The 24,071-nt window shown below is 68.8% G+C and carries 23 protein-coding genes; 14 read left to right on the forward strand and 9 right to left on the reverse strand.

Going from position 1 to position 24,071, the window contains the following annotated elements; all coding sequences use genetic code 11:
- The first annotated feature begins 46 nt into the window (after positions 1-46).
- On the forward strand, positions 47-505 hold the full coding sequence (locus tag G7043_RS43115) for an Lrp/AsnC family transcriptional regulator (RefSeq protein WP_166054689.1): 459 nt from the start codon (positions 47-49) through the stop codon (positions 503-505).
- 13 nt (positions 506-518) lie between these two features.
- Here the strand turns inward: G7043_RS43115 and G7043_RS43120 are convergent, their stop codons facing one another.
- Positions 519-827, reverse strand: a complete 309-nt coding sequence (locus G7043_RS43120; protein ID WP_166054691.1) for an AzlD domain-containing protein — start codon at positions 825-827, stop codon at positions 519-521.
- Positions 806-1,501: an AzlC family ABC transporter permease gene (locus tag G7043_RS43125; protein WP_166054693.1), complete on the reverse strand. Its 696-nt coding sequence runs from the start codon at positions 1,499-1,501 to the stop codon at positions 806-808. The genes G7043_RS43120 and G7043_RS43125 overlap by 22 nt, the downstream gene beginning before the upstream one ends.
- A 57-nt stretch (positions 1,502-1,558) precedes the next feature.
- Between G7043_RS43125 and G7043_RS43130 the strand changes: the two genes are divergently transcribed.
- The 4 genes from G7043_RS43130 to G7043_RS43145 all read left to right on the forward strand — a co-directional run bounded on the left by G7043_RS43130 (position 1,559) and on the right by G7043_RS43145 (position 6,462).
- Complete coding sequence (locus tag G7043_RS43130; protein ID WP_313888374.1) at positions 1,559-2,113, forward strand: helix-turn-helix domain-containing protein; 555 nt, start codon at positions 1,559-1,561, stop codon at positions 2,111-2,113.
- A gap of 26 nt (positions 2,114-2,139) precedes the next feature.
- Entirely contained in the window at positions 2,140-3,369 is a 1,230-nt protein-coding gene (locus tag G7043_RS50230; RefSeq protein ID WP_166054697.1) for a S1 family peptidase, read from the forward strand.
- A 134-nt stretch (positions 3,370-3,503) separates the two neighbouring features.
- Positions 3,504-5,675, forward strand: a complete 2,172-nt coding sequence (gene helR / locus G7043_RS43140) for an RNA polymerase recycling motor ATPase HelR (RefSeq protein ID WP_390829518.1) — start codon at positions 3,504-3,506, stop codon at positions 5,673-5,675.
- Between the two features lie 64 nt (positions 5,676-5,739).
- Entirely contained in the window at positions 5,740-6,462 is a 723-nt protein-coding gene (locus tag G7043_RS43145) for an LppU/SCO3897 family protein (protein WP_166054699.1), read from the forward strand.
- A gap of 62 nt (positions 6,463-6,524) precedes the next feature.
- On the opposite strand, the gene pdxS is transcribed toward G7043_RS43145, so the two are convergent.
- Positions 6,525-7,418: a pyridoxal 5'-phosphate synthase lyase subunit PdxS gene (gene pdxS / locus G7043_RS43150; RefSeq protein ID WP_086667803.1), complete on the reverse strand. Its 894-nt coding sequence runs from the start codon at positions 7,416-7,418 to the stop codon at positions 6,525-6,527.
- Between the two features lie 246 nt (positions 7,419-7,664).
- Between pdxS and G7043_RS43155 the strand changes: the two genes are divergently transcribed.
- Positions 7,665-9,722, forward strand: coding sequence for an elongation factor G (locus tag G7043_RS43155; protein WP_166054701.1), 2,058 nt, complete (start codon positions 7,665-7,667; stop codon positions 9,720-9,722).
- Here G7043_RS43155 and G7043_RS43160 read toward each other — a convergent pair.
- From G7043_RS43160 to G7043_RS43175, 4 genes are all read right to left on the reverse strand, one after another.
- Positions 9,677-10,315, reverse strand: a complete 639-nt coding sequence (locus G7043_RS43160) for a class I SAM-dependent methyltransferase (protein ID WP_166054704.1) — start codon at positions 10,313-10,315, stop codon at positions 9,677-9,679. The two genes, G7043_RS43155 and G7043_RS43160, sit on opposite strands and share 46 nt — an antisense overlap.
- Complete coding sequence (locus G7043_RS43165; protein WP_313888375.1) at positions 10,312-10,755, reverse strand: GNAT family N-acetyltransferase; 444 nt, start codon at positions 10,753-10,755, stop codon at positions 10,312-10,314. Before G7043_RS43165 ends, G7043_RS43160 begins: the two co-directional genes overlap by 4 nt.
- Before the next feature lie 255 nt (positions 10,756-11,010).
- Complete coding sequence (locus G7043_RS43170) at positions 11,011-12,492, reverse strand: CoA-acylating methylmalonate-semialdehyde dehydrogenase (RefSeq protein ID WP_166054708.1); 1,482 nt, start codon at positions 12,490-12,492, stop codon at positions 11,011-11,013.
- A complete protein-coding gene (locus G7043_RS43175) occupies positions 12,489-13,772 on the reverse strand; it encodes an aspartate aminotransferase family protein (protein ID WP_166054710.1) in 1,284 nt (427 codons plus the stop codon). The genes G7043_RS43170 and G7043_RS43175 overlap by 4 nt, the downstream gene beginning before the upstream one ends.
- 107 nt (positions 13,773-13,879) lie before the next feature.
- Between G7043_RS43175 and G7043_RS43180 the strand changes: the two genes are divergently transcribed.
- Positions 13,880-15,472, forward strand: a complete 1,593-nt coding sequence (locus G7043_RS43180) for a PucR family transcriptional regulator (RefSeq protein WP_166054712.1) — start codon at positions 13,880-13,882, stop codon at positions 15,470-15,472.
- Positions 15,473-15,536: 64 nt separating this feature from the next.
- On the opposite strand, the gene G7043_RS43185 is transcribed toward G7043_RS43180, so the two are convergent.
- On the reverse strand, positions 15,537-15,965 hold the full coding sequence (locus G7043_RS43185) for a hypothetical protein (protein WP_166054714.1): 429 nt from the start codon (positions 15,963-15,965) through the stop codon (positions 15,537-15,539).
- 127 nt (positions 15,966-16,092) lie between these two features.
- Here G7043_RS43185 and G7043_RS43190 point away from each other — a divergent pair, with 127 nt between their 5' ends.
- From G7043_RS43190 to G7043_RS43205, 4 genes are read left to right on the forward strand one after another with little or no spacing between them, the layout of a single operon-like run.
- On the forward strand, positions 16,093-16,800 hold the full coding sequence (locus G7043_RS43190) for a MerR family transcriptional regulator (RefSeq protein ID WP_166054716.1): 708 nt from the start codon (positions 16,093-16,095) through the stop codon (positions 16,798-16,800).
- 17 nt (positions 16,801-16,817) lie between these two features.
- On the forward strand, positions 16,818-17,426 hold the full coding sequence (locus G7043_RS43195) for a class I SAM-dependent methyltransferase (protein ID WP_166054718.1): 609 nt from the start codon (positions 16,818-16,820) through the stop codon (positions 17,424-17,426).
- Between the two features lie 51 nt (positions 17,427-17,477).
- Positions 17,478-17,987 carry an RDD family protein gene (locus G7043_RS43200; RefSeq protein ID WP_166054719.1) on the forward strand — a complete coding sequence of 170 codons (510 nt, stop codon included), beginning with the start codon at positions 17,478-17,480 and terminating at the stop codon, positions 17,985-17,987.
- Positions 17,984-19,504, forward strand: a complete 1,521-nt coding sequence (locus G7043_RS43205) for an ATP-binding protein (protein WP_166054721.1) — start codon at positions 17,984-17,986, stop codon at positions 19,502-19,504. Before G7043_RS43200 ends, G7043_RS43205 begins: the two co-directional genes overlap by 4 nt.
- On the opposite strand, the gene G7043_RS43210 is transcribed toward G7043_RS43205, so the two are convergent.
- On the reverse strand, positions 19,485-20,186 hold the full coding sequence (locus G7043_RS43210) for a hypothetical protein (protein ID WP_166054723.1): 702 nt from the start codon (positions 20,184-20,186) through the stop codon (positions 19,485-19,487). The two genes, G7043_RS43205 and G7043_RS43210, sit on opposite strands and share 20 nt — an antisense overlap.
- A 154-nt stretch (positions 20,187-20,340) precedes the next feature.
- Between G7043_RS43210 and G7043_RS43215 the strand changes: the two genes are divergently transcribed.
- From G7043_RS43215 to hydA, 3 genes are read left to right on the forward strand one after another with little or no spacing between them, the layout of a single operon-like run.
- The gene (locus G7043_RS43215) at positions 20,341-21,849 is read left to right on the forward strand and encodes an NCS1 family nucleobase:cation symporter-1 (protein WP_166054725.1); all 1,509 of its coding nucleotides are present in this window, start codon (positions 20,341-20,343) and stop codon (positions 21,847-21,849) included.
- Positions 21,846-22,688: a nitrilase-related carbon-nitrogen hydrolase gene (locus tag G7043_RS43220; RefSeq protein WP_166054727.1), complete on the forward strand. Its 843-nt coding sequence runs from the start codon at positions 21,846-21,848 to the stop codon at positions 22,686-22,688. The genes G7043_RS43215 and G7043_RS43220 overlap by 4 nt, the downstream gene beginning before the upstream one ends.
- Positions 22,685-24,070 (forward strand): dihydropyrimidinase, encoded by a 1,386-nt coding sequence (gene hydA, locus G7043_RS43225; protein ID WP_166054729.1) that lies wholly within the window; start codon positions 22,685-22,687, stop codon positions 24,068-24,070. Before G7043_RS43220 ends, hydA begins: the two co-directional genes overlap by 4 nt.
- Position 24,071: the final 1 nt, after the last annotated feature.

Raw genomic sequence — 24,071 nt, forward strand, 5'->3', positions numbered from 1 at the left:
GTGGAGACTTCCTCGGCGGAGTGGGCGAACAACCGCAGCAGATTCGATGAAACGGAGAAGAGCCGTGCTGGATTCGATCGACGAGGCCATCGTGCGGGAGCTGCGGAAGGACGCGCGGCTGCAGAACAAGGACCTGGCCGAACGCGTGAACGTCGCGCAGTCCACGGCGGTGGTCCGGCATCGGGCGCTGCGGGAGCGCGGCGTGATCACCGGGTACCACGCGGAGATCGATCCCAACGCGATCGGGCAGCACGTGCAGGCAATGCTCGCGGTGAAGATCCGCCCGCACACCAAGGAGATCGTGGACCCGTTCATGGCTTACGTGCTGGGCCTGCCCGAAACGCTCGCGCTCTCGCACGTGACCGGTCCGGAAGATTTTCTAGTACATGTCGCAGTATCTGATGTCGGTCACCTGCAACGGCTGGTATTGGACAAATTCACCAGCCGCCGGGAGGTGACAGAGGTTCATACGAACCTGCTCTTCTCACACGTCCGCAAGCATTAGCGAGAAACCACCCTCAGGCCACGCCGATGAGCCTGAGTCCCGCCGTGGTGGCCGCCGCCAGCACAATGACGGCGACGAACGGCAGTTTGCGCCACGCCGCGAGCCCACCGACGACAACACCGGCCGCAAGCGCCCAGCCGCCGAACTGCTTGCCGTTCGTCAGCGCCGAGACCGCCACCAGCGCCAGCAGCAGCACGGTGGCACTCGCGGAGATGACCTCGCGGGCCTTGTCGGGCAACGTGACGCGGTCGCGCAGCAGCGGACCGGCGATCCGGATCGCGAACGTGCCCGCGGCGAGGATCAGGACTGCGGTGACGGGCACGGTTCCTCCTTTTTGGTCCTGAACACCACCAGTCCGGCCAGTGCGAGCAGCACGGGCAGACCGGCGGGCAGGAACGGTGTGGTCGCGAGCGCGATCGCCGCACCAGCGAGCGCCGCGTTGCGCGTGGCCGCGTCCTTCAGGGCCGGGAGCGTGAGCGCGAGCATCGCCGCGGGGAACGCCGCGTCCAGCCCGAACGTCATCGGATCGCCGATCGCCTGGCCCGCGAGCGCACCGATGAGCACGCCCGTGTTCCAGCTGAAGAAGAGCGCCACGCCACACGCCCAGTAGGCCGCACGCGCTCTCGCGGGATCCTTCTGCGACATCGCAAAAGCGGTCGACTCGTCGATCAACAGGTGACTGCCGACGATCCGCGCCAGCGGACTTCTGCCGAGCACATCACCGATCGCCAGCCCGAACGGCAGGTGCCGAGCGTTGAGCACCAGACCGGCCAGCACGGCCGCGGCAGGACTGCCACCGGCGGCGACGATGCCGACGGCCATGAACTGCGAGCCGCCCGCGAAGATCACCAGCGACATCAGCACCGGCATCCACCACGGCAGCCCCGATCCGACCGAGATCGCGCCGAAGGAAGCACCGGTCACAGCGGCGCCAAGTGCGACTGCGGCGACGTCACGCAGGAGCACAGCATCAAGGGTTCGCCATATCGAACGCATCACCCATTACAATGAACACCTGAACGGGTGTTCGTCAAGCCGAACGGATGGACTTCTGTGTCGAACGCACCACTCGACCTCATCGCGGCCAACCTCCGCCGCGAGCGCGACCGCACCGGCATGTCGTTGAGCGAGCTCGCCAAGAAAGCCGGAATCGCGAAGTCGACGCTCTCCCAACTGGAGTCCGGCGCCGGAAACCCCAGCGTGGAGACCCTGTGGGCACTGGGCGTGGCCCTGGGCGTCCCGTTCAGCCGGCTCGTCGAACCCGCCGTGCCACGCGTGCAGGTGATCCGCGCCGGCGAGGGCCCGGTCATCCACTCCGAACGCGCGCACTACTCCGCCACCCTGCTGGCCGCCTGCCGTCCGGGGACCAAGCACGACATCTACTGGCTGACCCTCGAACCCGGCGGCGCCCGCGAGTCCGAGCCGCACGTGCCGGGCAGCGTCGAGCACATGATCGTGGCGTCCGGGCGCTGTCTGGCGGGGCTGGCCGACGACCCGATCGAGCTCGGGCCCGGCGACTACATCGTTTATCCGGGCGATCTGCCGCACATCTGCAAGGCCCTGGAACCGGGGACCACGGCGATGATGGTCATGGAGCACACGTCGTAAGCAGAAGCCCCGAAGCCGGCTCTGGCATGCTGAAGACGTCTTGGTTCGAGTGGGGGACGTGCGTGTGGGGTTTGGTCGGCAGGAGTGTTCTGGCCGCTCTCGTCTCGGTCCTCGCGGCCGGCGGGATCTTCCCCGCGACCGCGTCAGCGATCGTCGGCGGCCAGGAGGTCACTCAGGAGTACCCGTGGGCTGTGGTGGTCGAGTACTCCCAAGGGGCGTGCAGCGGAGCCCTGATCGCGCCCCGATGGGTGCTGACCGCCGGGCACTGCATCGTCACCGCTCGGCCAGACCAGGCCGAGAACGACCCGGGACTGGACAATCCGCTGCGTGAAGCGGCCGACGTCCGCCTGTACGTCGGGGCGACCGCGAGGTACGAGGGGCAGGCCCGCCGGGCCAACCGCCTGGTCAAGGGACCGGCCGGGCTCGACGTCGGCCTGATCGAACTCGACCGCGCGTCGGACAAGGCGCCGATCCAGGTCGCCGCACCGATGACGCCGAGCGGCGGGCAGCAGGGATTGCTGGTGGCATGGGGCCAGGTCTGTGCGGAGAAGGACTGCGCGGTCTCCCAGACCCTCAAACAGCTGCCGGTGAACCTGTCTCCGGCCGCCGGCGTGACGGCGGCCGACAGCGAACTGCTGACCTGGCCGATGGAGGACCCTCAGCAGCAGGCGGCCAAGGGCGACTCCGGCGGCCCGATCGTCACCCAGATCGATGGGCAGCCGCAGCTGGTCGGCACGCTCAGCGGCTCGGGCACGTCCAGCAACAGCAGTGCGCAGAAGGGCCTGGCCACCAACGTGACCTCGGTCCGTCGCTGGCTTGACGAGACAACCTCGACCACCACGCCGGAAACCAGCAGCTGGAGCGTGGAGTTCATCCTCGCGGTGGTTCTCGGCGGCGTGGTCGTGCTCGTGGTGATCCGGTCGTTCTGGCGCTTGCACGGACGTAAGCGGCAGATGATGCCGTCCACCCCGATGCAGAAAGCACGCGACGAGGATCTCGACCACCTGGAGCAGTGGGCGCTGCGGCACTCCGGTGTCGAGGCCTACTTCGAACCGGGCGCTGCGACCATCGTCGCCACCATCATGCTGATCGCGGGCGACGGCGAGTGGACCCGACGCAAGATCGGCAGCCTCGAGGCCGCGTTCCGGTTCGGCAACAAGTGCGGGATCCCCGTCTACGAGGTGTTCAGAACCGGCTATCCGCAGCGGAAAAGGGACTACGACGAGCGATCACGGCGACCGAAGGCGCTTGGGTAGCCCTGGCAGACAGCGGGCGGCAGCGCCGTTTCTTCCCACTTAACCGTATAGCAGAGAGGGGGCCTTGCCACAAGGCCCCGTGCATCGTTCACACTCATCGCCTCATGCCAGAACACAGGCGCACTGGGGAGCACGTGGGGTACGAAGAAGAGCTGCAGTACGAGCGTGAATACGTTGCCGGTCTCTACGCACGGCTCGATGCCGAACGTGCGCGCGTGAAAGCCGCGTACCAGTCAGCGCTGGGTGGCACCGGCGAGACCGTCATGGATCGCGACAACGAGGTGCGCGCCCGGCACCGCGAGATGAAGCGGCTGAACGTGGCCGACTACGGGCTGTGCTTCGGCCGGTTGGACAGCGTCGACGGGGACGTGTCCTACATCGGCAGGATCGGCCTGTTCGACGAGGAGCAGGACTTCGAGCCGGCGCTGCTCGACTGGCGGGCACCGGCGGCGCGGCCGTTCTACACCGCCACCGGCGCCAACGCCGAGGGCATGAGCCGCCGTCGTCAGTTCCTCACGCGCCGCCGCACGGTGGCCGGGTTCACCGACGAGGTGTTCGGCAGGCTCGGCGAGGAGCGCGGTGACGTGGCTCTGCTGGAGGCGTTGAACGCGCCGCGCGGCGAGGGCATGCGCGACATCGTGGCGACCATCCAGGCCGAGCAGGACGCGATCATCCGGCTCGACCACCCCGGCGTGCTGGTGATCGAGGGCGGGCCCGGCACCGGCAAGACCGTCGTGGCGCTGCACCGCGTCGCATACCTGATGTACACGCAACGCGAACGCATGGAACGGCACGGCGTGCTTGTGGTCGGCCCGAACCCGGCGTTCCTCAACCACATCGGGCGCGTGCTGCCGTCGCTGGGCGAGTCCGACGTGGTGTTCTCGACCGCCGGGAGCCTCCTGCCGGGGCTCAACGCGGTGCTGGAGGACACGCCGGACGTCGCGCGGCTCAAGGGCTCGCTGAAGATGGTGGACGTGCTGAACGCGGCCGTCGCGGACCGGCAGCGGCTGCCCGAGCAGCCCGTTCCGATCACGATGAAGGACGTCGTCGTGCAGATCGGCGCCGACGTCGCCGAGTGGGCCCGGCAGGAGGCGCGCGACAGCGGCCTGCCGCACAACGAGGCCCGCGCGGTGTTCCGCGAGATCATCACGTACGTCCTGACCGAACGGGCGCTCGGCCGGATCGGCAAGGGCTGGCTGTCCCGTTCGGACAAGCAGGGCTGGGAGGACATGCGGTCCGGCCTGGTGAAGGAACTGGCCGACGACGAGACGTTCACCGGGGCGCTGGACTCGCTGTGGCCCGTGGTGACGCCGGCGCAGCTGCTGGGTGAGCTGTACACGTCGCCGGCACGGCTGGCGGCGGCCGGAGCGGATCCGTCGCTGCACCGCGCCGACGGTGAGGCGTGGACGGTCTCGGACGTGCCGCTGCTCGACGAGCTGCACGACCTGCTGGGCCGCGACGGCACCGAGCAGGCCTCCGACCAGGCGCTGTCCGCCGAACGTCAGGCCGAGGCCCGCTACGCCGCCGAGGTGCTCGACAGCATGGTCAACCGGCAGGACCACATGGACGACGAGGACCACCTCTTCGCCACGGACATGCTGGAGGCCGAGGACCTCGCCGAACGCTTCGAGGAGCACGACCAGCGCACGCTCGTCGAACGCGCCCAGGCCGACCGCGGCTGGACCTACCGGCACGTGGTGGTGGACGAGGCGCAGGAACTGTCCGAAATGGACTGGCGGGTGCTGATGCGCCGCTGCCCTGGCCGTTCCTTCACGGTGGTGGGCGATCTGGCCCAGCGCCGTTCGGAGGCCGGCGCCCGGTCGTGGGGCGAGATGCTGGAGCCGTACGTGCCGGGCCGCTGGGAGTACCGTTCGCTGACGGTCAACTACCGCACGCCCGCCGAGATCATGGCCGTCGCCGCTCGGGTGCTGGCCGAGTTCGCGCCGGACGTGCAGGCCCCGGAATCGGTGCGGGCCAACGGTGTTCAGCCGTGGGCCCGGCAGGTCTCGGAGTCCGAGCTGGCCGCGGCCATCGAGGAGTTCGAACGCGCGGAGGCCGGTCTCGAGGGCACCAGCGTCGTGATCGGGCCGCCCGGCGTGCCCGGCACGGTGCCCGCCTCGGAGACCAAGGGTCTGGAGTACGACTCGGTGCTCGTCGTCGCGCCGGAACGGATCCTGGCGCTCGGCCCGCGTGGCGCGGCGGAGCTGTACGTGGCGCTGACCCGCGCCACGCAACGGCTCGGCGTGCTGCACCACGAGCCGTTGCCGGCCGCTTTGTCCGGTCTCGCCGAGACGGTGCGCACCTGAGGCAGGCGCAGGGGGACGGACGGGTTCAGCGGCTAAGCTCACGCGGAAATCCTGGGGGGATCCGATGAGCAAAACCGACGAACCCGATCCGTTCTCGGCCTTCGACGCGCCTGCCGCCGAACCGCCGCCACCCAGTGCGGGCGGCGGCAGGCCCATCGGCGTCTACGACGTCCCGGAGCCGGTGCTGCCCGTCGCGCCGCACCGCGGGTCCGGTGGCGGCGGGAAGATCGTCGCGGTGCTGACGGTGTTCGCGCTGGCGCTGGGCGGCCTGATCTTCTGGCTGTCCACCAAGAACACGATCGAGTTCAGCAGCGGCAGCGACACGCCGACGACGGCCGTTGCTGCTGTGACGACCACTGCTCCGACGACCACGTCGAAACCGGCGCCGTTCGCTGCGATCGGCGACTGCGTGTCGATGACCGGCAACGCGGCCAAGCCTGACTACAAAAAGGTCGCCTGCGGGGAGCACAACTACACGGTCAGCAAGGTCGGAACGTCGTCGAGCGACAAGTGCGGCGAACTGACCGACGGATACGTCCAGTACGTGCAGTTCAGCGTGTTGGAAAGCGTGTCGGTCTGCCTGATCCCGGTGTTCGCCGACGGTCAGTGCTACGACTTCACGATGGCCTCGATCCAGGCTTCCGTGCCGCAGAAGGACTGCGGCACCTTCGGGGTGGCACGGGTGAAGGTGCTCGCGAACACCGTCGACAAGGCGGCGTGCGGGCCGAACCCGGTGCTGGCACTCGCCTATCCGGAGATCAAGACGACGTACTGCTTCTCCCGATAGTTCTCCCGACGGCAAAAGGCGCACCCGCGAGCGGGTGCGCCTTCGTCGTTAGTGGAGCTTGCTCACCAGCCGCGCTCGGCGAGGCGGTGCGGCTCCGGGACGTCCTCGACGTTGATGCCGACCATGGCCTCGCCCAGGCCGCGCGAGACCTTGGCGATGACGTCCGGGTCGTCGTAGAAGGTGGTGGCCTTCACGATGGCCTCGGCGCGCTGGGCCGGGTTGCCGGACTTGAAGATGCCCGAGCCGACGAACACGCCCTCGGCGCCGAGCTGCATCATCATCGCGGCGTCGGCCGGGGTGGCGATGCCGCCCGCGGTGAACAGCACGACGGGGAGCTTGCCGTTCTGCGCGATCTCCTTGACCAGCTCGTACGGCGCCTGGAGCTCCTTGGCGGCCACGTAGAGCTCGTCCTCGGGGAGGTTCTGCAGGCGGCGGATCTCCTGGCGGATCTTGCGCATGTGCGTGGTGGCGTTGGAGACGTCACCGGTGCCGGCCTCGCCCTTGGAGCGGATCATGGCCGCGCCCTCGGTGATGCGGCGCAGGGCCTCGCCGAGGTTCGTCGCACCGCAGACGAAGGGGACGGTGAACGCCCACTTGTCGATGTGGTTGGCGTAGTCGGCCGGGGTCAGCACCTCGGACTCGTCGATGTAGTCGACGCCGAGCGAGGCGAGGACCTGGGCCTCGACGAAGTGGCCGATGCGGGCCTTGGCCATCACCGGGATCGAGACGGCGTTGATGATCCCGTCGATCAGGTCGGGGTCGCTCATGCGGGCGACGCCGCCCTGCGCGCGGATGTCGGCGGGCACGCGCTCGAGCGCCATGACGGCGACGGCGCCCGCGTCCTCCGCGATCTTCGCCTGGGTGGCGTCGACCACGTCCATGATCACGCCACCCTTGAGCATCTCGGCCATGCCGCGCTTCACGCGGGCGGTACCCGTGACCTGATCAGTGCTCACCGGGGCAACCTTTCACGAGGGGAAGTCTTGGTGAACTCATCCTACGTCTGACGTGGCCACCTCACCCAAGCCACTGGAGCCCGGAACCAGAAGGCCACTTCACGATCAACCGCAGGTCGTGACTGGTGTCACTCAGACGGTTGACGGGCGGGCCTGTTCGCCGGTCGGCGCCCAGACGGGTCTTCGGGGTTGTCCCACGAGGGGAACGGGTGTGAGATCGAACACTACGACTTGACGGAGGTCGCCATGGGAAGCAAGAACTCCGACAACGGGACACCGGCAGGCGCGGTCGCTGTAGACGACCCGGCCAAGGTCCGCAACGTCGTGCTCGTCGGCCCGTCCGGCGCGGGCAAGACGACGCTCACCGAGGCCATGCTCGCCGCCACCGGCGTGCTGACCCGCGCGGGGTCGGTCACCGAGGGCACCACGGTCTGCGACCACGACCCGGCCGCCGTGCGACAACAACGATCGGTAGGCCTGGCGGTGGCCCCGATCCAGCACGGGAACATCAAGATCAATCTGATCGACACCCCCGGATACATCGACTTCGTGGGTGAGCTCAGGGCAGGACTACGGGCCGCGGATGCGGCCCTTTTTGTTGTCAACGCTTTCGAGGGCGTCGACACGGCCACCATCGCGCTGTGGGAAGAGTGCGCGCTCGTCGGCATGCCACGTGCCGTTGTCATCACCCGCACCGACCACCACCGCGCCAACTTCGGCAACGCGGTCATCGAGTGCCAGGCGGCGTTCGGCGCGGGCGTGGTGCCGTTGTACATGCCGGAGGGCGACACGCTGGTCGGTCTGCTGACGTCCGGCGACAACTACCCGGACGAGCGCGCGGCGTTGATCGAGGGAATCATCGCCGAGAGCGAGGACGAGTCCCTGATGGACCGCTACCTGGCGGGCGAGGAGATCGACCAGGACACGCTGATCACCGACCTGGAAACCGCCGTCGCACGCGGTTCGTTCCACCCGGTGGTGCCCGTGTGCGCGGCAACCGGCATGGGCCTGACAGAGCTGCTGGACGGCATCGCGCGCGCGTTCCCCTCACCGCTGGAGCACGAGGTCCCCCTCGTCACGTCGGTGGACGGCATCCCGCAGCCCCGCATGGCCGCCGACCCGGACGGGCCACTCGTCGCCGAGGTGGTCCGCACAGCGGTGGACTCCTACGTCGGCCGCGTGTCGCTGGTCCGCGTCTTCTCCGGCACGCTGCGCCCCGAACGCCCCGTGCACGTCTCCGGCCACGGCATGGCCGACCGCGGTCACGAGGACCACGACGCCGACGAGCGCGTGGCCCACATCTACTCGCCGTTGGGCGCCTCCCTTCGTGAAGTCCCCTACTGTGTGGCCGGCGACCTGTGCGCCCTGACCAAACTCACCACCGCCGAAACCGGCGACACCGTGTCCGCCCCCGACAAGCCACTCCTGATGGCCCCGTGGGACATGCCCGAACCGCTGCTGCCCGTCGCCGTCGTCCCGCGCACCCGCAGCGACGAGGACAACCTGGCCCGCAACCTCAACCGTCTGGTCGCAAGCGACCCGACCCTGCGCCTCGACCGCAACGCCGAGACGCACCAGATGGTCCTGTGGTGCATGGGCGAGGCCCACGCCGACGTCGTGCTGGCCCGCCTGCGCGCAGGCGGAGCGGAGATCGACACCGAACCGGTCCGCGTCGCGTTGCGTGAAACCTTTGCGAGCTCGGCAAAGGGCCACGGCCGGCACGTCAAGCAATCTGGAGGTCACGGCCAGTACGCCGTGTGCGACATCGTGGTGGAACCCCTCCCCCGCGGCTCCGGCTTCGAGTTCGTGGACAAGATCGTGGGTGGCTCGATCCCCAACCAGTTCATCCCTTCCGTGGAAAAGGGCGTGCGCGCGCAGCTGGAACGGGGCCTGCACGACGGCACACCAGTGGTCGACGTCCGCGTGACCCTCGTCGACGGCAAAGCGCACTCCGTCGACTCCTCCGACGCCGCCTTCCAGACCGCGGGTTCGATGGCCCTGAAGGAAGCCGCCGCGAACGGCCGCACGACGTTGCTGGAGCCGATGGACGAGGTGGCCATCAGACTGCCCGACGAACACCTGGGCACCGTCCTCGGCGACCTGTCCGGCCGGCGCGGCCGGGTGCTGGGCACCGAGTCCGACGAGGGCGGCTGGACGATGATCCGCGCCGAGGTGCCGTCGTCCGAGTTGCTGCGCTACGCCATCGAACTGCGCTCGCTGACGTCGGGCACCGGCACCTTCACCCGCCGCTTCTCCCGCTACGACCCGCTGCCGGAGGCGCTGGCAGCTCGCACGAGCAAGTAGGCCCGGTCGCTCGCGTGCTCCACACGCGGGTCCGGGGCGCGATCGAGGCGGGCTGTCACCGTGAGGCCCGCCTCCGCCAACGCCCGCGTTTCCGCGTCCGGATCGAGGAACCGGAAGGTCAGCTCGACCTCGTTGTCCCACCACCGCGTCAGCGTTTTCTCTTGCCCCGCCCGCGTTTCCGCGTCCCGCACGTGGAACGCGACCAGCGCGTGCCCACCGGGCCGCAGCACGCGTGCGAACTCCGCGTAGGCCGCCGCCCGTTCCGCCGCGTCGAGGTGGATCACCGCGTAGAGACAGACGAGCGCCGACACCGAGTGCGACCGGAACGGCAGTGCCGTCATGTCGCCTGCGCACACCGGGACCGAGGCGTGCGCGCACATCTGTGGCGACAGGTCGACCCCGACGACGGACACGCGCCGGGCCAGGTACTCGGCGACGTGGCCCGGCCCGCAGCCGACGTCGAGCACCGGGCCGTCCGCCAGCTCGGCCACCGCGTCGAGCAGCGCCCGATCCAACGGCTTTCCCGCGAGCTCGTCGCCCAGCTCGGCGGCGTAGCGCGCGGCAACCAGGTCATACGAGCGCCGGGTGCTCATGCCTCAGCACCGCCGTCAAACCGGATGAAGCAGCGCAGCGTGCCAGACCCGTAATCGCGGATCTCGGCGTAGCCCAGGCTCTCGTAGAACGCGCGTTGGCCCGGCTCGTCGTCGGTCAGCAGGACCTTCTGCCGCACCGTGCGATAGCGGTCCAGCACCGCCCCCACCAGAGCGCGGCCGATCCCGCGACGGTGCTCGGCCGGGTGCACGAGCACGTCCTGCAGGTAGCAGATGGTCGCCCCGTCGGACAACGCGCGAGCGAGGCCGACCAGCCGTCCGCCCCGGCGCGCGGTCACCACGAAGGACGCCCCGGCCACCGCGGCTTCCAGCAGCTCGGGCGAGGAGGTGTAAGCCGACCAGCCGACCGACTCGTAGAGCGCCAGCAGCTCGGCCACCGGGATACCCGACTCCGGTCCGATCACGAGCTCCGCTTGATCCACTCGACGATCCTGACACATCGACCGCAGCTTCGGCCGCAGTCGTGATCGCGGGCGTGATCGCGGGCGTCACAACGAGACCGAGCGCCGGCGGGCGGGACCCGCACAGCGCTCGGCACGATCGACGGACCACGCCGGTGATGGCGAGGGCCGCGGACAGGATGGCGTCGAGGAGCATGGAGACGACGCTAGGCCGGGGTGAGCCCTGGGGACCATGAGGTCAACCGCAAAGTAGACCTGCGGAAAACCACACCCCGGCTAGGTGTTCTGCGGGAACCCCAAATTCACCCCACCATGCGACGGATCCAGCCACCGCGAGGTGATCACCTTGGAGCGGGTGAAGAAGTGCACGCCGTGCGGCCCGTACGCGTGTGCGTCGCCGAACAGCGATTCCTTCCAGCCACCGAACGAGTAGTAGGCCACGGGCACGGGGATCGGCACGTTCACGCCAACCATGCCGACCTCGATCTCGTTCTGGAACCGCCGCGCGGCCCCACCGTCGTTGGTGAAGATCGCGGTGCCGTTGCCGTACCGGTTGCTGTTCACCATCTCGACGGCTTCTTCATAGGTGTCACAGCGGACGACCGAGAGAACCGGGCCGAAGATCTCGTCGGTGTAGATCGTCATGTCCGTGCCGACGTGGTCGAACAGCGTGGGGCCGAGCCAGAACCCGTTCGCCTCACCGTCGATCGGGTGGTCGCGGCCGTCCACCACCAAAGAAGCACCGGCGCTGACACCGGCGTCCAAATAGGACGTGACCTTGTCCCGGTGCACGCCGGTGACCAGCGGTCCCATCTCGCACGACGGTCCGGACCCGACCTTCACGTCCGCGATCCGCGACTTGATCTTGGAGACCAGCGAGTCACCAACCGGGCCCACGGCCACGACCACCGAGATGGCCATGCACCGCTCGCCCGCCGAACCGAACCCGGCGGACACCGCGGCGTCCGCGGCCAGGTCCAGGTCGGCGTCGGGCAGCACGACCATGTGGTTCTTGGCGCCGCCCAGCGCCTGCACGCGCTTGCCGTGCGAGGTACCGGTTTCGTAGACGTACCGCGCGATCGGCGTGGAACCGACGAACGAGATCGCCTTCACGGTCGGGTGTTCCAGCAGCCGGTCGACGGCCACCTTGTCGCCGTGCACGACGTTCAGCACCCCGTCCGGCAGCCCGGCCTCCGCGAACAGCTCGGCGATGAAGATCGACGCCGACGGGTCCTTCTCCGACGGCTTCAGCACCACCGCGTTGCCGCAGGCGATCGCCGTCGGCACGAACCACAGCGGCACCATCGCCGGGAAGTTGAACGGCGAGATCACGCCGACCACGCCGACCGGCTGCTGGATCGAGTAGACGTCGACCCGCGTCGAGGCGTTCTCGCTGAACCCGCCCTTGAGCAGCTGCGGGATCCCGCACGCGTACTCGACCGACTCCAGCGCCCGCTGGATCTCGCCACCCGCGTCGGAGACGACCTTGCCGTGCTCCGCCGAGACGATCTGCGCGAGATCACCCTTGCGCGCGTTCAGCAGCTCGCGGAACTTGAACATCACCGTCGAGCGCTGCGCCAGCGACGCGTTCCGCCACGACGCAAACGCTTCCGCGGCCGCGTCGACCGCGGCGTCCACTTCGGACACCGACGCGAACGCGACCTGCGCGGCCACCTTGCCGGTCGTCGGGTCGTAGACGTCACCGAGACGTTCCGAAGCGGATTCCCAGGGCTTGCCGTTGATCCAGTGCTTGATCACGCCTTCTCCACCGCCTGCGCCAAGATCCCCAGAGCCTCTTCCAGTTCGTCCTCGGTCAGCGTCATCGGCGGCGCCAACCGGATCACGTTGCCGTACAGGCCGCCCTTGCCGACGAGCAGTCCGCGCGCCTTCGACTCGGCCAGCACCGTGGCCGCGGCACCGGCGTTCGGCTCCCCCTCGGGTCCGACGAACTCGACGCCGACCATCAGGCCCTTGCCGCGCACGTCACCGATGACCGGGTGCTTGTCCGCGAGCTCGCGCAGGCCCCCGAGCAGGCGCGAACCCAGCTTGGCCGCGTTGGCCTGCAGGTCGTGGTCGAGCAGGTAGTTCACGGTGGCGAGCGCGCCGGCCGTGGAGACCGGGTTGCCGCCGAAGGTGGAGATCGAGTTGGCGTTGATCGCGTCCATCAGGTCGCCGCGCGCGACCACGCCGCCGATCGCGAGGCCGTTGCCGAGGCCCTTGGCGAACGTCATCGCGTCCGGCACCACGTCGTGCGCCTGGATGCCCCAGAAGTGCTCGCCGGTGCGCCCCCAGCCGGTCTGCACCTCGTCGGAGATGAAGAGGATCCCGTACTCGTCCAGGACGTCCTTGAACGCGCGGAACAGGCCGTCGGGCGGGGAGGTGAAGCCGCCGACGCCCTGGATCGGCTCGGCGATCATGCACGCGACGTCGCCGGACGTGGTGGTCTCGATGATCTCGCGCAGGTCGTCGACGCAGGCCTTGATGTAGTCCTTGTCGTCCATCGCCTTGAACGGGCTGCGGTAGCGGTAACCACCGTGCACCCAGCTGACCTTGATCGGCGAGAGCGCGCTGGCCGACCAACCGCGGTTGCCCGTGATGGCGACCGTGGCGAACGCACGGCCGTGGTAGCTGTTGCGCAGGGCCAGCACCTGCTCGCTGCGGCGGGCCTGAGTGGCGAGCATCAGCGCCGTCTCGTTGGCCTCCGTGCCGGAGTTGGTGAAGAACACCTTGGCGTCCGGGATGCCGCTCAGCTCGGCGATCTTCTCGGCCAGCTCGACCTGCGACTTGATCAGGTACAGCGTGGAGCTGTGCAGGACGCCGGTGTCGAGCTGGGCGCGGATCGCGTCGCTGATCTCGGCGACGTCGTAGCCGATGGCGTTGGTCAGGATGCCCGCGAAGAAGTCCAGGTAGGTCGTGCCCTCGCGATCGGTCACCCGGCGCCCGCTGGCGCTCGCGATCTCGATGGGCTCGTCGTAGTAGAGGGCCAGCCACTTCGGCATCACCGCGCGGTGTCGTGCCAGCAGCTCCTTGTGGGCCATCTCGTCCTCCAGGGGTTAACTCCTGTTCTCGGAGTCTGCTGTGGTGCCCGGTTCGCCGCCATGCACAACCTGTACCCGGATCGGGCGGTTGGCATTACGTTGTGTCCATGTACCCGACCGTCGCCGATGTCGTCGCTCTCCCGGTGATCCGGCAGGGAAAGCCGCGTTTGGTGGCCGGGTCGGCCGGTTTGAGCCGCCGGGTGCGATGGGTGCATGTGGCGGAGATCGCAGACATCGCACCGTTGCTCCGAGGTGGCGAGCTGGTGCTCACGACCGGCGTGATGCTGCCAGAGTCCGGCCTCGCCCGGTACGTCGAGGAACTCGCCGCGGTGGGCTGCGCCGGACTGGTCGTCGAACTGGGCCGGCGGTGGCGCGACGACGTGCCGGCCGCCCTGGTCACCGCCGCCGAACACCACGGGTTACCGCTGCTCACCCTCTCGGAGGAGACGAAGTACGTGGCGGTGACGGAGGCGGTGGTGGCGTTGATCGTGGACGCCCAGCTGGCCGAGCTGCGGGCCGCGGAACAGGTGCACGAGACGTTCACGGCGCTGACGGTCGCCGGGGCCGAGCCCGCCGAGGTGCTGCGCGAGGTGGCGCGCACGTCGGGGCTGCCTGTCGTGCTGGAGACCTTGGGCCACGACGTGCTGGCCTACGACGCGGCCGGGCACGACCCCGTCCGGCTGCTCGACGACTGGGCGGCGCGCTCGCGGGCGGTCACGGTGTCCGAGCGGACCGCCTACCACTCCGGGTCCGGCTGGCTGATCACGATCGTCGGAGCGCGCGGAGCCGACTGGGGCCGGCTCGTGCTGGTGTCACCGGAACCGCCGCCGCATCGGCACGTGGTGGTCGCCGAGCGCGCTGCGTCCGCACTGGCCGTGCACCGGTTGGTGGCGCGTGACCGCGAATCGCTGGAACGGCAGACGCACCGGACATTGCTCGCACAGCTGTTGGGTCAGTCCGCCCAGGCGCCTGATTTAGGTGCGCGGGCGGCGGCGTTGGGTGTGCCGTTGGAACGGCGGCAGCTGATCGGGGTGGCGGTCCGGCCGGTGTCCGTGCTGCAGGGGCAAACGCTTGCCACGCAGGAGGTTCTGCGCGACCTCGCGGAAGCGACGGCGTTGGCTGGGCGCAGGGTGACGGTCGCGGCGCTGGTCGGCGTCGTGGACGACACATCGGTGCGTGCGCTGCTGTCTGTGCCGATGACCGTTGGGGTGGAAAGCGTGCTGCGCAAGGTCGCGCGCGAGATACACCGCACGGCCGCGTCTCCGGTGGTGATCGCCGTGGGCACGACCGTGACGTCCACAACGGACGTTCGCCGCTCGTTGGGCGAAGCCGCGCACGTTGCCGGAGCGGCGTTGCGGGCGCCGGGATCCCAGCTCTACCACCGGCTCGACGACGTGCGGCTGCGCGGGCTGCTGCACCTGCTGCGCGAGGACGAGCGGGTGCGAGCGTTCGCGGACCGCGAGCTGGGGCCGTTGCTGGCGCGGGATTCCGCACAGGGCTCACGGCTGGTGGAGCTGCTGCGGTGCCTGTGTGAGAACGGCGGCAACAAGTCGGCGGCCGCGGGCGCCGCGCACCTGTCCCGCACGGCCTACTACCAGCAGCTGGCGCGGATCGAGCAGGTCCTGGGCGTGTCGCTGGAGGACCCGGAGTCGGTGCTCTCGCTGTACGTCGCGCTGCTGGTGCACGAAATGGGCCCGTGAGGAAGCCATGGGGGGCACATTCATGGACCTGAGGTCCATGAATGTGCCCCCCATGGAGCGCGTGTCAGCCGTTGATCGTCGGCAGCGTGCCCGACAGCACGTTCGGGTTCGGCACGACGCCGTTGGTCGGCAGGTCGGACAGGCTCGGCGCCTTCAGGTCACCGACGTGCGCGTTGCCGGCGAGGGCCTCGGCGTTCGGCAGCGCCGGCAGGGTGCCCAGCTCGGGCAGCGGCGCGGGCACGGTGCGCTCCTGCGCGGCCGGGACCGGCAGCTCGCTGACCACGGGAGCCTGGATCTGGCCGAGGTTGACGGCGCCGGCCGACTCGAGCGGGTTCGTGTGCGAGGTGGCGTCGGAGATCACCTTGTCCGCGCCGACCTCGGGCAGGCCACCGTTCAGCTGCGGCACCTCCACGGCGTTGGCCGAGCCCGCGAGCAGCGGGGCCGCACCGGCGGCGAGAAGGGCGGCGGCGCGGAACAGTCCGGAACGAGACACAGTTTTCCTCAATCTGGTTTGGGGACCGATCTTCGTTTTCATCGGCTGTTTTGGTTCGCCGATTAATCCGCTCGATCGGGTGTTGAGGACTTGAACCTCCCGCAGCGTGAGGTCCTACGGTCTTGGTGTGACCCGTTGGAGCATCGGTGACCTGGCCAAAGCGAGCGGACTGACCGTCCGCACGCTCTACCACTACGACGAGATCGGGCTTGTCGTCGCGTCGGAGCGCACGACATCCGGTCACCGTCGGTACACACCGGACGACGTCCGGCGCCTCTATCAGGTGAGATCGCTGCGCCAGCTCGGTCTGACGCTGGAAGAGGTCCGATCGGCACTGTCCCGTTCGGACTCGCTGCGGCCGCTCTTCGAGGCGCAGCTGGCGGCGTTGAACGCGCAGGCCCAGCACGTGGAAGCACTGCGGTCCCGCCTCACCGCGCTGCTCGACGGGCACACCACCGAGTCCCTTCTGTCCACTTTGGAGATGATGTCCGTGTACGAGAGCTACTTCACCGCCGACCAGCTCACCGACCTGCGATCCCGCGCGGCCTCGATGGGCCCCGAAGCCGTGGAGGCGCTGAAGGCGTCCTGGCTCGAGCTGGTGCAGCAACTGCGTCAGCACATGGCGGACGGCACGCCCGCCACCGACCCACGCGTCGTGGAGCTGTCACGGCAGTGGGACGCGCTCGGAGCAAAGTTCACCGGCGACGACCCGGCGATCAAGGCCGCCGCGCAACGGTCTTGGGAGGAGAACAAGTCGTCGATCAGCACCCAGATCGGGTGGCCCGCCGACGACGGCCTGGTGGATTACGTAAGTCAGGCGCGCGCAGCTCAGTGAGGTGAAAAGGTGTCGTCATGTCCGCTGATGACGATGCCCGCCGCCTGCAAGCCACCAATCCGACCGGTTGGTTCGAAGAGCTCTACGCGGAGGCCGAAGCCGGCACGGCCTCCGTCCCCTGGGACGTCCCTCATCCGCAACCGCAGCTCGTCGACTGGGCCTCTGGCCTCGACGGCACGGGTCAGCGCGCGTTGGTCGTGGGCTGCGGGTACGGCCGCGACTCGGAGTACCTGGCCTCGCTGGGTTTCGACGTGGTGGCGTTCGACATCTCCCCCACCGGGATCGCCGCGGTCCAGGCGCGCCATCCCTCGTCTGCTGTTTCCTACGTCGTCGCCGACCTGCTGAACCCGCCCGCCGAGTGGCACCACGCGTTCGACCTGGTCGTGGAGAACATGACGGTGCAGGCGCTGCCCGTCGAACTGCACGCGCAGGCCACCGAACGGGTCGCGTGGTTGACCGGCAAAACGCTGCTGGTGCTCGCCGTGGCCCGCGAGGAGGGACCGGTGCCCGATGGTCCGCCATGGCCGCTGACGCCGTCCGAGATCATGGCGTTCGAGACCGACGGGCTGCAGGCGCGCAACGTGCGGCGCGACGAGTACCGCTGGACGGCGGAATTCGTGCGCTAACTGTCCATGAACTGACTACTTATGCCGGACTTCTGCCGCATAGCGTGAATCATGCTCGTTCGTCGGCTGATCGCCCGTCTGCTCGACTGGCTCCTGGTGCTGGTCGTGGCGTGGCCGTTGGTCCACGAACCCGTGCTGGTGGTGCTCTGCGCGGTCGTGTACGACGCTCTGCTGCTGCGTCTGAACACCCTCGGCAAAGCCCTGACAGGGCTGCGGGTGGTGGGCCCCGCGTCCGGTCTGCGCCTCAGACGAGCACTCGCCCGCACGCTCATCACGACCGCGCTGCCCGGCGCGGGCGCGGTGCTCGTGCTGGCCGGCCTGGGCTGGCGGGAACCGGCGCTGATGGCGGGCCTCGGCTGGCAACAGCCGTGGGTCGTCATCGGCGAGCACGTGGCCGTGAGCTCGGCGGGCTGGTTGGCGTCGCTGCTGCTGGTGGGCGGGCTGGTGCTGCTCGTGTTGTCCGCCGTGGAGTCGTTGGACCTGCGCGGAACGCGGACGTGGCACGACCGTAAGGCAGGCACGGCCGTGGTGCGCCTCAAGGTGGCAGACTCCCGCCGGTGACGGTGAACAACGAGATCCACGACAACCGCGGCAACGCGGTACAGGCGGGTCACATCGACACCCTTCACCTCCACTCCGCGGCGCCACCACCGACCGCGCTGGACGGGTTGCTGGACGCGAGCAAGTCGTTCACCGGCAGGGAGCCCGAGCTCGCCGAACTGACGGGCGCCTCGGGGTTGACCGTCATATCGGGCCTGGCCGGGGTCGGTAAAACCGAACTGGCGCTGCGGTACGCCGAAAGCGGCGAGTTCCCCGGCGGCAAGCTCTTCGTCGACCTCCACGACTACGACGACAAACGCCGGGTCACGCCCGCGAAGGCGTTGGAGGGGTTCCTGTCCGAACTGGGCGTGCGGGAGATCCCGCCGACCGAGGCGGCGCGCACGGCCCTGTTCCGCACCATCACCGCTTCTCGTGAGCCGATGCTGGTCATCATCGACAACGCACGGTTCGTGCCGCACGTACGGCCGTTGCTGCCCAACAGGCATCGCACGATCGTGACCAGCAGGCACCGGCTCGCCGCCCTCGACGACGCCCACCACCTCGAACTGGGCGTGCTGCCGCTGGAGGAGGCCGCCGCGCTCGTGGGCGATCCCGAGCTGGCCGAGCCGTGCGGACGGCTGCCGCTGGCCCTGCGGATCATGGCGGCGCTGCGACGCACCGATCCCGGCCACGACTGGGTGGCAGAGCTGCGCGAGGTGAAGCTGGACCTGCTGGACGACGGCGAAGAACGGTCGGTGCGCGCCGCGTTCGAACTGTCCTACCGGGCCCTCACCGAGGAGCAGGCCCGGTTGTTCCGGCGGGCCGGCCTGAGCCCGGCCACCGAGGTGACGGCCGAGGCCGCGTCGGTGCTCACCGGGTGCACCGAGGCCAGGGCGCGCAAGCTGCTGCGAGACCTGCGCACCGCGCACCTGCTCGAACCCGGCGACCGCTTCCACGACCTGGTGCTGGAGTTCGCGGGCGAACGCATGCGCGAGGAGGAAACGGAAGGAACCTCGAACGAGGAGATTTCGCGGCTCGTCCACCACTTCGCCGACCGCGCCGAACAGATGGACGCCGCGCTCGACACACCCAAGCAGGCCGAGGCGCTGCACTGGTTCGACCGACACCGGTCGATGTTCGTGCCACTGGCGCTCTGCGCGCTGCTGATGTCGCACTTCCGCGAGGGAGGACGCCTCGCCTGGGCCGTGCACCGCTACCTCGAAGCACGTGGCCACCTGGACGACCTGACGATGGCGGACACGCTCACCAAGGACGCGGGGGTGAACCTCGGCGACGCCTGGATGACCGCGGTCGCCCAGATCCGCCTCGGACACACCCTGCTGCGCACCGGAGACGACGAGCGGGCTCTGGCACACCTCCACCACGCGTGGAAGGTCGTGCGCGGCAGTCACGACCGAGCGCTGCTCCGGCGCGCACTGGAGGGTCTGGTGGAGGCCTTCGAGCGCAACAACAGGGCAGGGGAGGCCCGACTGGCGGCTGCGGACCTCGCTCGTCTGATCAAAGACGACTCCCGATGAACCCCAACGCCTCCGGCAGCACGCGGCGCCAGTAGCCGTCGTTGTGCTCGCCGTGCTCGAACGACCCCTGCGCCCCCACCGCGCGAGCCAGCTCCTGCGCCGGGTCGTGGAACGGGTCCTCCTGCCCGCACCAGATGCCGACCGGTGACCGGATACCGGCCGTGTGCCGCAACGGTTCGTGTTGCTCCCACACCTCGCGCGACGCGAACCCGTTGATCCGCTCGGCGTCCTCCCACGTCGGGAACAACGCCGGGCTGATCGCCGCCACCGCCTTGAGCGACTGTCGGGACGCGATGTCCAGCACCCCGAACCCGCCCATCGACACTCCCAACGCGGCGTCGAACGGCACTGGCGGCACCAGCGAGACCCAGTAGTCTTCACCGCCGTTGACCACGGCACATCGGAACTTCGCGCCGTTGAGGAACTGCGGCAAGCCGAGGTCCCGCCACCACCCGACGCTGCCCCCACGCCCGTGCAGCACGAGCACGGTCGGCCCGGAAGACCCCATCCACGCGCCCCACGGCGTCAGCTCCACGGCCACCGGCAGCACCGCGGGCACCACACCGTCCGGGCCGGTCCAGCCCAGCAGCCGGCGGCCCCTCGGGGTCAGCGCGCCGTACGTCGCAGCCGCCCCGACCAGGCCCGCGCCTGCGAGCAGGACCGTTCGCCGTGGAATCCCCATACCGATCAGTGAAACAGAACGTACGCACAATGTGCGCCGATCATGACAAGCGTGGACACTCTGACACTGCCACACCTGCGGCAGCGGACCCAGGATTCCGGGATGGAACCGACCGCGTTCGCGTTGTTTCAGCAGCGTAACAGGGGGTTGAACGATGGCAGTTGAGTCCTCCCCGCCTCAGGTCACACCTGACGGCCGTGTCGAACTGAGCGACGTGGGTCCCATCAAGGACAGCCGCTTCTACAACCCCGAGCTCGCGCCGGTGCCGATCGAGCAGCGGACGTGGACGACGTACAACTTCTTCGCGCTGTGGATGGGCATGGCGCACAACATCCCCAGTTACACGCTGGCCGCGAGCCTGATCGCGCTGGGCATGGACTGGGTGCAGGCGTTCCTCACGATCACCCTGGGCAACCTGATCGTGCTGATCCCCATGCTGCTCAACAGCCACGCCGGCACGAAGTACGGCATCCCGTTCCCCGTGTTCGCCCGCGCGTTCTACGGGATCCGGGGTGCGAACCTCGTCGCGCTGCTGCGAGCGTTCATCGCGTGCGCCTGGTTCGGCATCCAGACGTGGGTCGGCGGCAAGGCGCTGCACGTGATCATCGGCAGGCTGGCCGGTGAGGGGTGGTCCAAGGCGTCGCAGATCGGCGGGCAGCCGTGGACGTTGTGGTTGTGCTTCTTCGGGTTCTGGGTCGTGCAGATGCTGGTCATCTGGCGCGGCATGGAGGCGATCCGGCGGTTCGAGAACTGGACGGCGCCGCTGGTCAGCGTCGGGTTCCTGATCCTGCTGGGCTACGTGCTGGTCAAGGCGGGCGGGTTCGGGCCGATCCTGCACCAGGGCAGCACGCTCGGGTGGGGGCCGGACTTCTGGAAGGTCTTCTTCCCCTCGCTGATGGGCATGATCGCGTTCTGGTCGACGCTGAGCCTGAACATGCCGGACTTCACGCGGTTCGGCGGGTCGCAGCGCAAGCAGGTCACCGGGCAGATCCTCGGCCTGCCGACCACCATGTCGTTCATCGCGATCGTCGCGATCCTGACCACGTCGGGCGCGCAGGCCCTCTACGGCGAGGCGATCTGGGACCCGGCGGATCTGGCGTCCCGGTTCGACAGCACGCTCCTCGTGCTCGTCGCGTTGATGTCGCTGGTGCTGGCGACCATCTCGGCGAACCTCGCGGCGAACGTCGTCAGCCCCTCCTACGACTTCTCGAACGCGTTCCCCAAGCGCATCACGTTCGCGATCGGCGGCCTGATCACCGGTGTGGTCGGCATCCTGATCCAGCCGTGGCGGTTGATCTCCGACCCGAGCATCTACATCTTCGCGTGGCTCGGGTTCTACGGCGGTCTGCTGGCGAGCGTCGCCGGCGTGTTCGTGGCCGGGTACTGGGTGATCAAGAAGACCACGCTCGAACTCGAGGACCTCTACCTGGACGGACGCGGCGCGTACTGGTTCAACGGCGGCTGGAACTGGCGCGCTGTCGTGGCGACGCTCGTGGGCGCGGTGCTCGCGGTCGGCGGCGCCTACGGCGGGCCGTTCCCTGCTGACGGCCTGATTCCGTTCCTCAAGCCGCTCTACGACTACAACTGGGTGATCGGTTTCGCGGCCGGTTTCCTGGTTTTCCTCGCTCTGAAGGACAACACGGCAAAGGAGACGACCAGGTGAGCAACATCATCCGGGCGGCGCTCGTCCAGCAGAAGTGGACGGGCGACAAGGAGTCGATGATCGCGAACGCGGTCGAGCACATCCGCAAGGCCGCTTCCCAGGGCGCGCAGGTGTTGTGTCTCCAGGAGCTCTTCTACGGTCCGTACTTCTGCCAGGTGCAGGACGCGGACTTCTACTCCTACACCGAGGCGATCCCCGACGGCCCCACGACGGAGCTGATGAAGGAGGTCGCGGCGCAGAACAACATCGTGCTGATCGTGCCGATGTACGAGGTGGAACAGCCGGGCGTCTACTACAACACCGCGGCGGTGATCGACGCGGACGGCACCTACCTCGGCAAGTACCGCAAGAACCACATCCCGCAGGTGAAGGGTTTCTGGGAGAAGTTCTACTTCAAGCCCGGCAACCTCGGTTACCCCGTGTTCGACACCGCGGTCGGCCGGATCGGCGTCTACATCTGCTACGAACGCCACTTCCCCGAGGGCTGGCGCGCGCTCGGCCTGGCCGGCGCGAAGATCGTGTTCAACCCGTCGGCGACGTCCAGGTCCCTGTCCGAGTACCTGTGGCGACTGGAACAGCCCGCCGCGGCCGTCGCGAACGAGTACTTCGTCGGCGCGATCAACCGTGTCGGCGTGGAACCGTTGGGCGACAACGAGTTCTACGGCCAGACGTACTTCGTGTCGCCGCGCGGCCAGCTCGTCGGTGACGCGGCGTCCGACACCGAGGAAGAGCTCGTGGTGCGCGACCTCGACCTGGACCTGCTGACCGAGGTCCGTGACACGTGGGCGTTCTACCGCGACCGCCGCCCGGACACCTACGAGGGCCTGGTGACGCCGTGAGCACTCTCATCCGCAACGGCCTGGTCGTCAACGCGACCGGCTCGCACGCGGCCGACGTGCTGATCGAGGGCGAGCACATCGCCGCACTGGTCACGCCGGGGTTCGAGGTGCAGGCCGACGAGGTGATCGACGCGGCGGGCAAGTACGTGATCCCGGGCGGAATCGACGTGCACACGCACATGGAGATGCCGTTCGGCGGCACCCAGTCCGCGGACACCTTCGAGACCGGCACGACCGCGGCGGCGTGGGGCGGCACCACCACGATCGTCGACTTCGCCGTGCAGCCCAAGGGCAGCTCGCTGCTGTCCACTCTGGACAAATGGCACACCAAGGCCGACGGCAACTGCGCCGTCGACTACGGCTTCCACATGATCATCTCCGACGTCAACGACCAGTCGCTCAAGGAGATGGAGTCCTGCATCGCGCAGGGCGTGAACAGCTTCAAGATGTTCATGGCCTACCCCGGCGTCTTCTACGCCACGGACGGCGAGATCCTGCGCGCCATGCAGAAGGCGCGCGAGACCGGTGGCACGATCATGATGCACGCGGAGAACGGCATCGCGATCGACCAGCTCGTGGCGCAGGCGCTCGCGAACGGTTTGGGCGACCCTGTGCAGCACGGCCTGACCCGCCCGCCGGAGCTGGAGGGCGAGGCCACCTCGCGCGCCATCCAGCTGGCGAAGGTGACCGGTTCCCCCTTGTACATCGTGCACTTGTCGGCCGCGCAAGCGCTTGACGCCGTCACAGCCGCACGGGACACGGGACAGAACGTGTTCGCCGAGACGTGCCCGCAGTACCTGTACCTGTCGCTGGAGGACCTGGCCAAGCCTGGCTTCGAGGGCGCGAAGTACGTGGCGTCGCCTCCGTTGCGTCCCAAGGAACACCAGTCTTCGTTGTGGCGCGGGCTCAGGACGAACGACCTGTCCGTCGTGAGCACCGACCACTGCCCGTTCTGCTTCAAGGACCAGAAACAGCTGGGCGTCGGCGACTTCTCCAAGATTCCCAACGGCATGCCCGGCGTCGAGCACCGCGTCGACCTGCTGCACCAAGGGGTCGCGAAGGGTGAGATCACCCGCGAGCGCTGGGTCGAGATCGTGTCCACCACCCCGGCGCGGATGTTCGGCATGTACCCGCGCAAGGGCGTGATCGCTCCGGGCGCCGACGCGGACGTCGTGATCTACGACCCTGCCGCCACCCAGACGATCTCCGCCGAGACCCACCACATGGCCGTGGACTACTCGGCCTACGAGGGCTTCGAACTCGCGGGCAAGGTCGACACCGTGTTCTCCCGCGGCCGCAAGGTGATCGCCGACGGCGCCTACCACGGCTCCACGGGCCACGGCCGGTTCGTGTCCCGCGATCTCAACCAGTACCTGGTCTAGG

Origin of the sequence: Lentzea alba (assembly GCF_011067745.1) — a bacterium.
In the GTDB taxonomy this organism is placed as follows: domain Bacteria; phylum Actinomycetota; class Actinomycetes; order Mycobacteriales; family Pseudonocardiaceae; genus Lentzea; species Lentzea alba.

What these genes read in the sequence shown, in the direction of transcription:
- G7043_RS43115 (WP_166054689.1), top strand. Translation starts at nt 47, where the DNA reads ATGAAACGGAGAAGAGCCGTGCTGGATTCGATCGACGAGGCCATCGTG.
- G7043_RS43125 (WP_166054693.1), bottom strand. Translation starts at nt 1,501, where the DNA reads ATGCGTTCGATATGGCGAACCCTTGATGCTGTGCTCCTGCGTGACGTC.
- G7043_RS50230 (WP_166054697.1), top strand. Translation starts at nt 2,140, where the DNA reads ATGCTGAAGACGTCTTGGTTCGAGTGGGGGACGTGCGTGTGGGGTTTG.
- G7043_RS43145 (WP_166054699.1), top strand. Translation starts at nt 5,740, where the DNA reads ATGAGCAAAACCGACGAACCCGATCCGTTCTCGGCCTTCGACGCGCCT.
- G7043_RS43155 (WP_166054701.1), top strand. Translation starts at nt 7,665, where the DNA reads ATGGGAAGCAAGAACTCCGACAACGGGACACCGGCAGGCGCGGTCGCT.
- G7043_RS43160 (WP_166054704.1), bottom strand. Translation starts at nt 10,315, where the DNA reads ATGAGCACCCGGCGCTCGTATGACCTGGTTGCCGCGCGCTACGCCGCC.
- G7043_RS43175 (WP_166054710.1), bottom strand. Translation starts at nt 13,772, where the DNA reads ATGGCCCACAAGGAGCTGCTGGCACGACACCGCGCGGTGATGCCGAAG.
- G7043_RS43180 (WP_166054712.1), top strand. Translation starts at nt 13,880, where the DNA reads ATGTACCCGACCGTCGCCGATGTCGTCGCTCTCCCGGTGATCCGGCAG.
- G7043_RS43195 (WP_166054718.1), top strand. Translation starts at nt 16,818, where the DNA reads ATGTCCGCTGATGACGATGCCCGCCGCCTGCAAGCCACCAATCCGACC.
- G7043_RS43200 (WP_166054719.1), top strand. Translation starts at nt 17,478, where the DNA reads ATGCTCGTTCGTCGGCTGATCGCCCGTCTGCTCGACTGGCTCCTGGTG.
- G7043_RS43210 (WP_166054723.1), bottom strand. Translation starts at nt 20,186, where the DNA reads ATGGGGATTCCACGGCGAACGGTCCTGCTCGCAGGCGCGGGCCTGGTC.
- G7043_RS43215 (WP_166054725.1), top strand. Translation starts at nt 20,341, where the DNA reads ATGGCAGTTGAGTCCTCCCCGCCTCAGGTCACACCTGACGGCCGTGTC.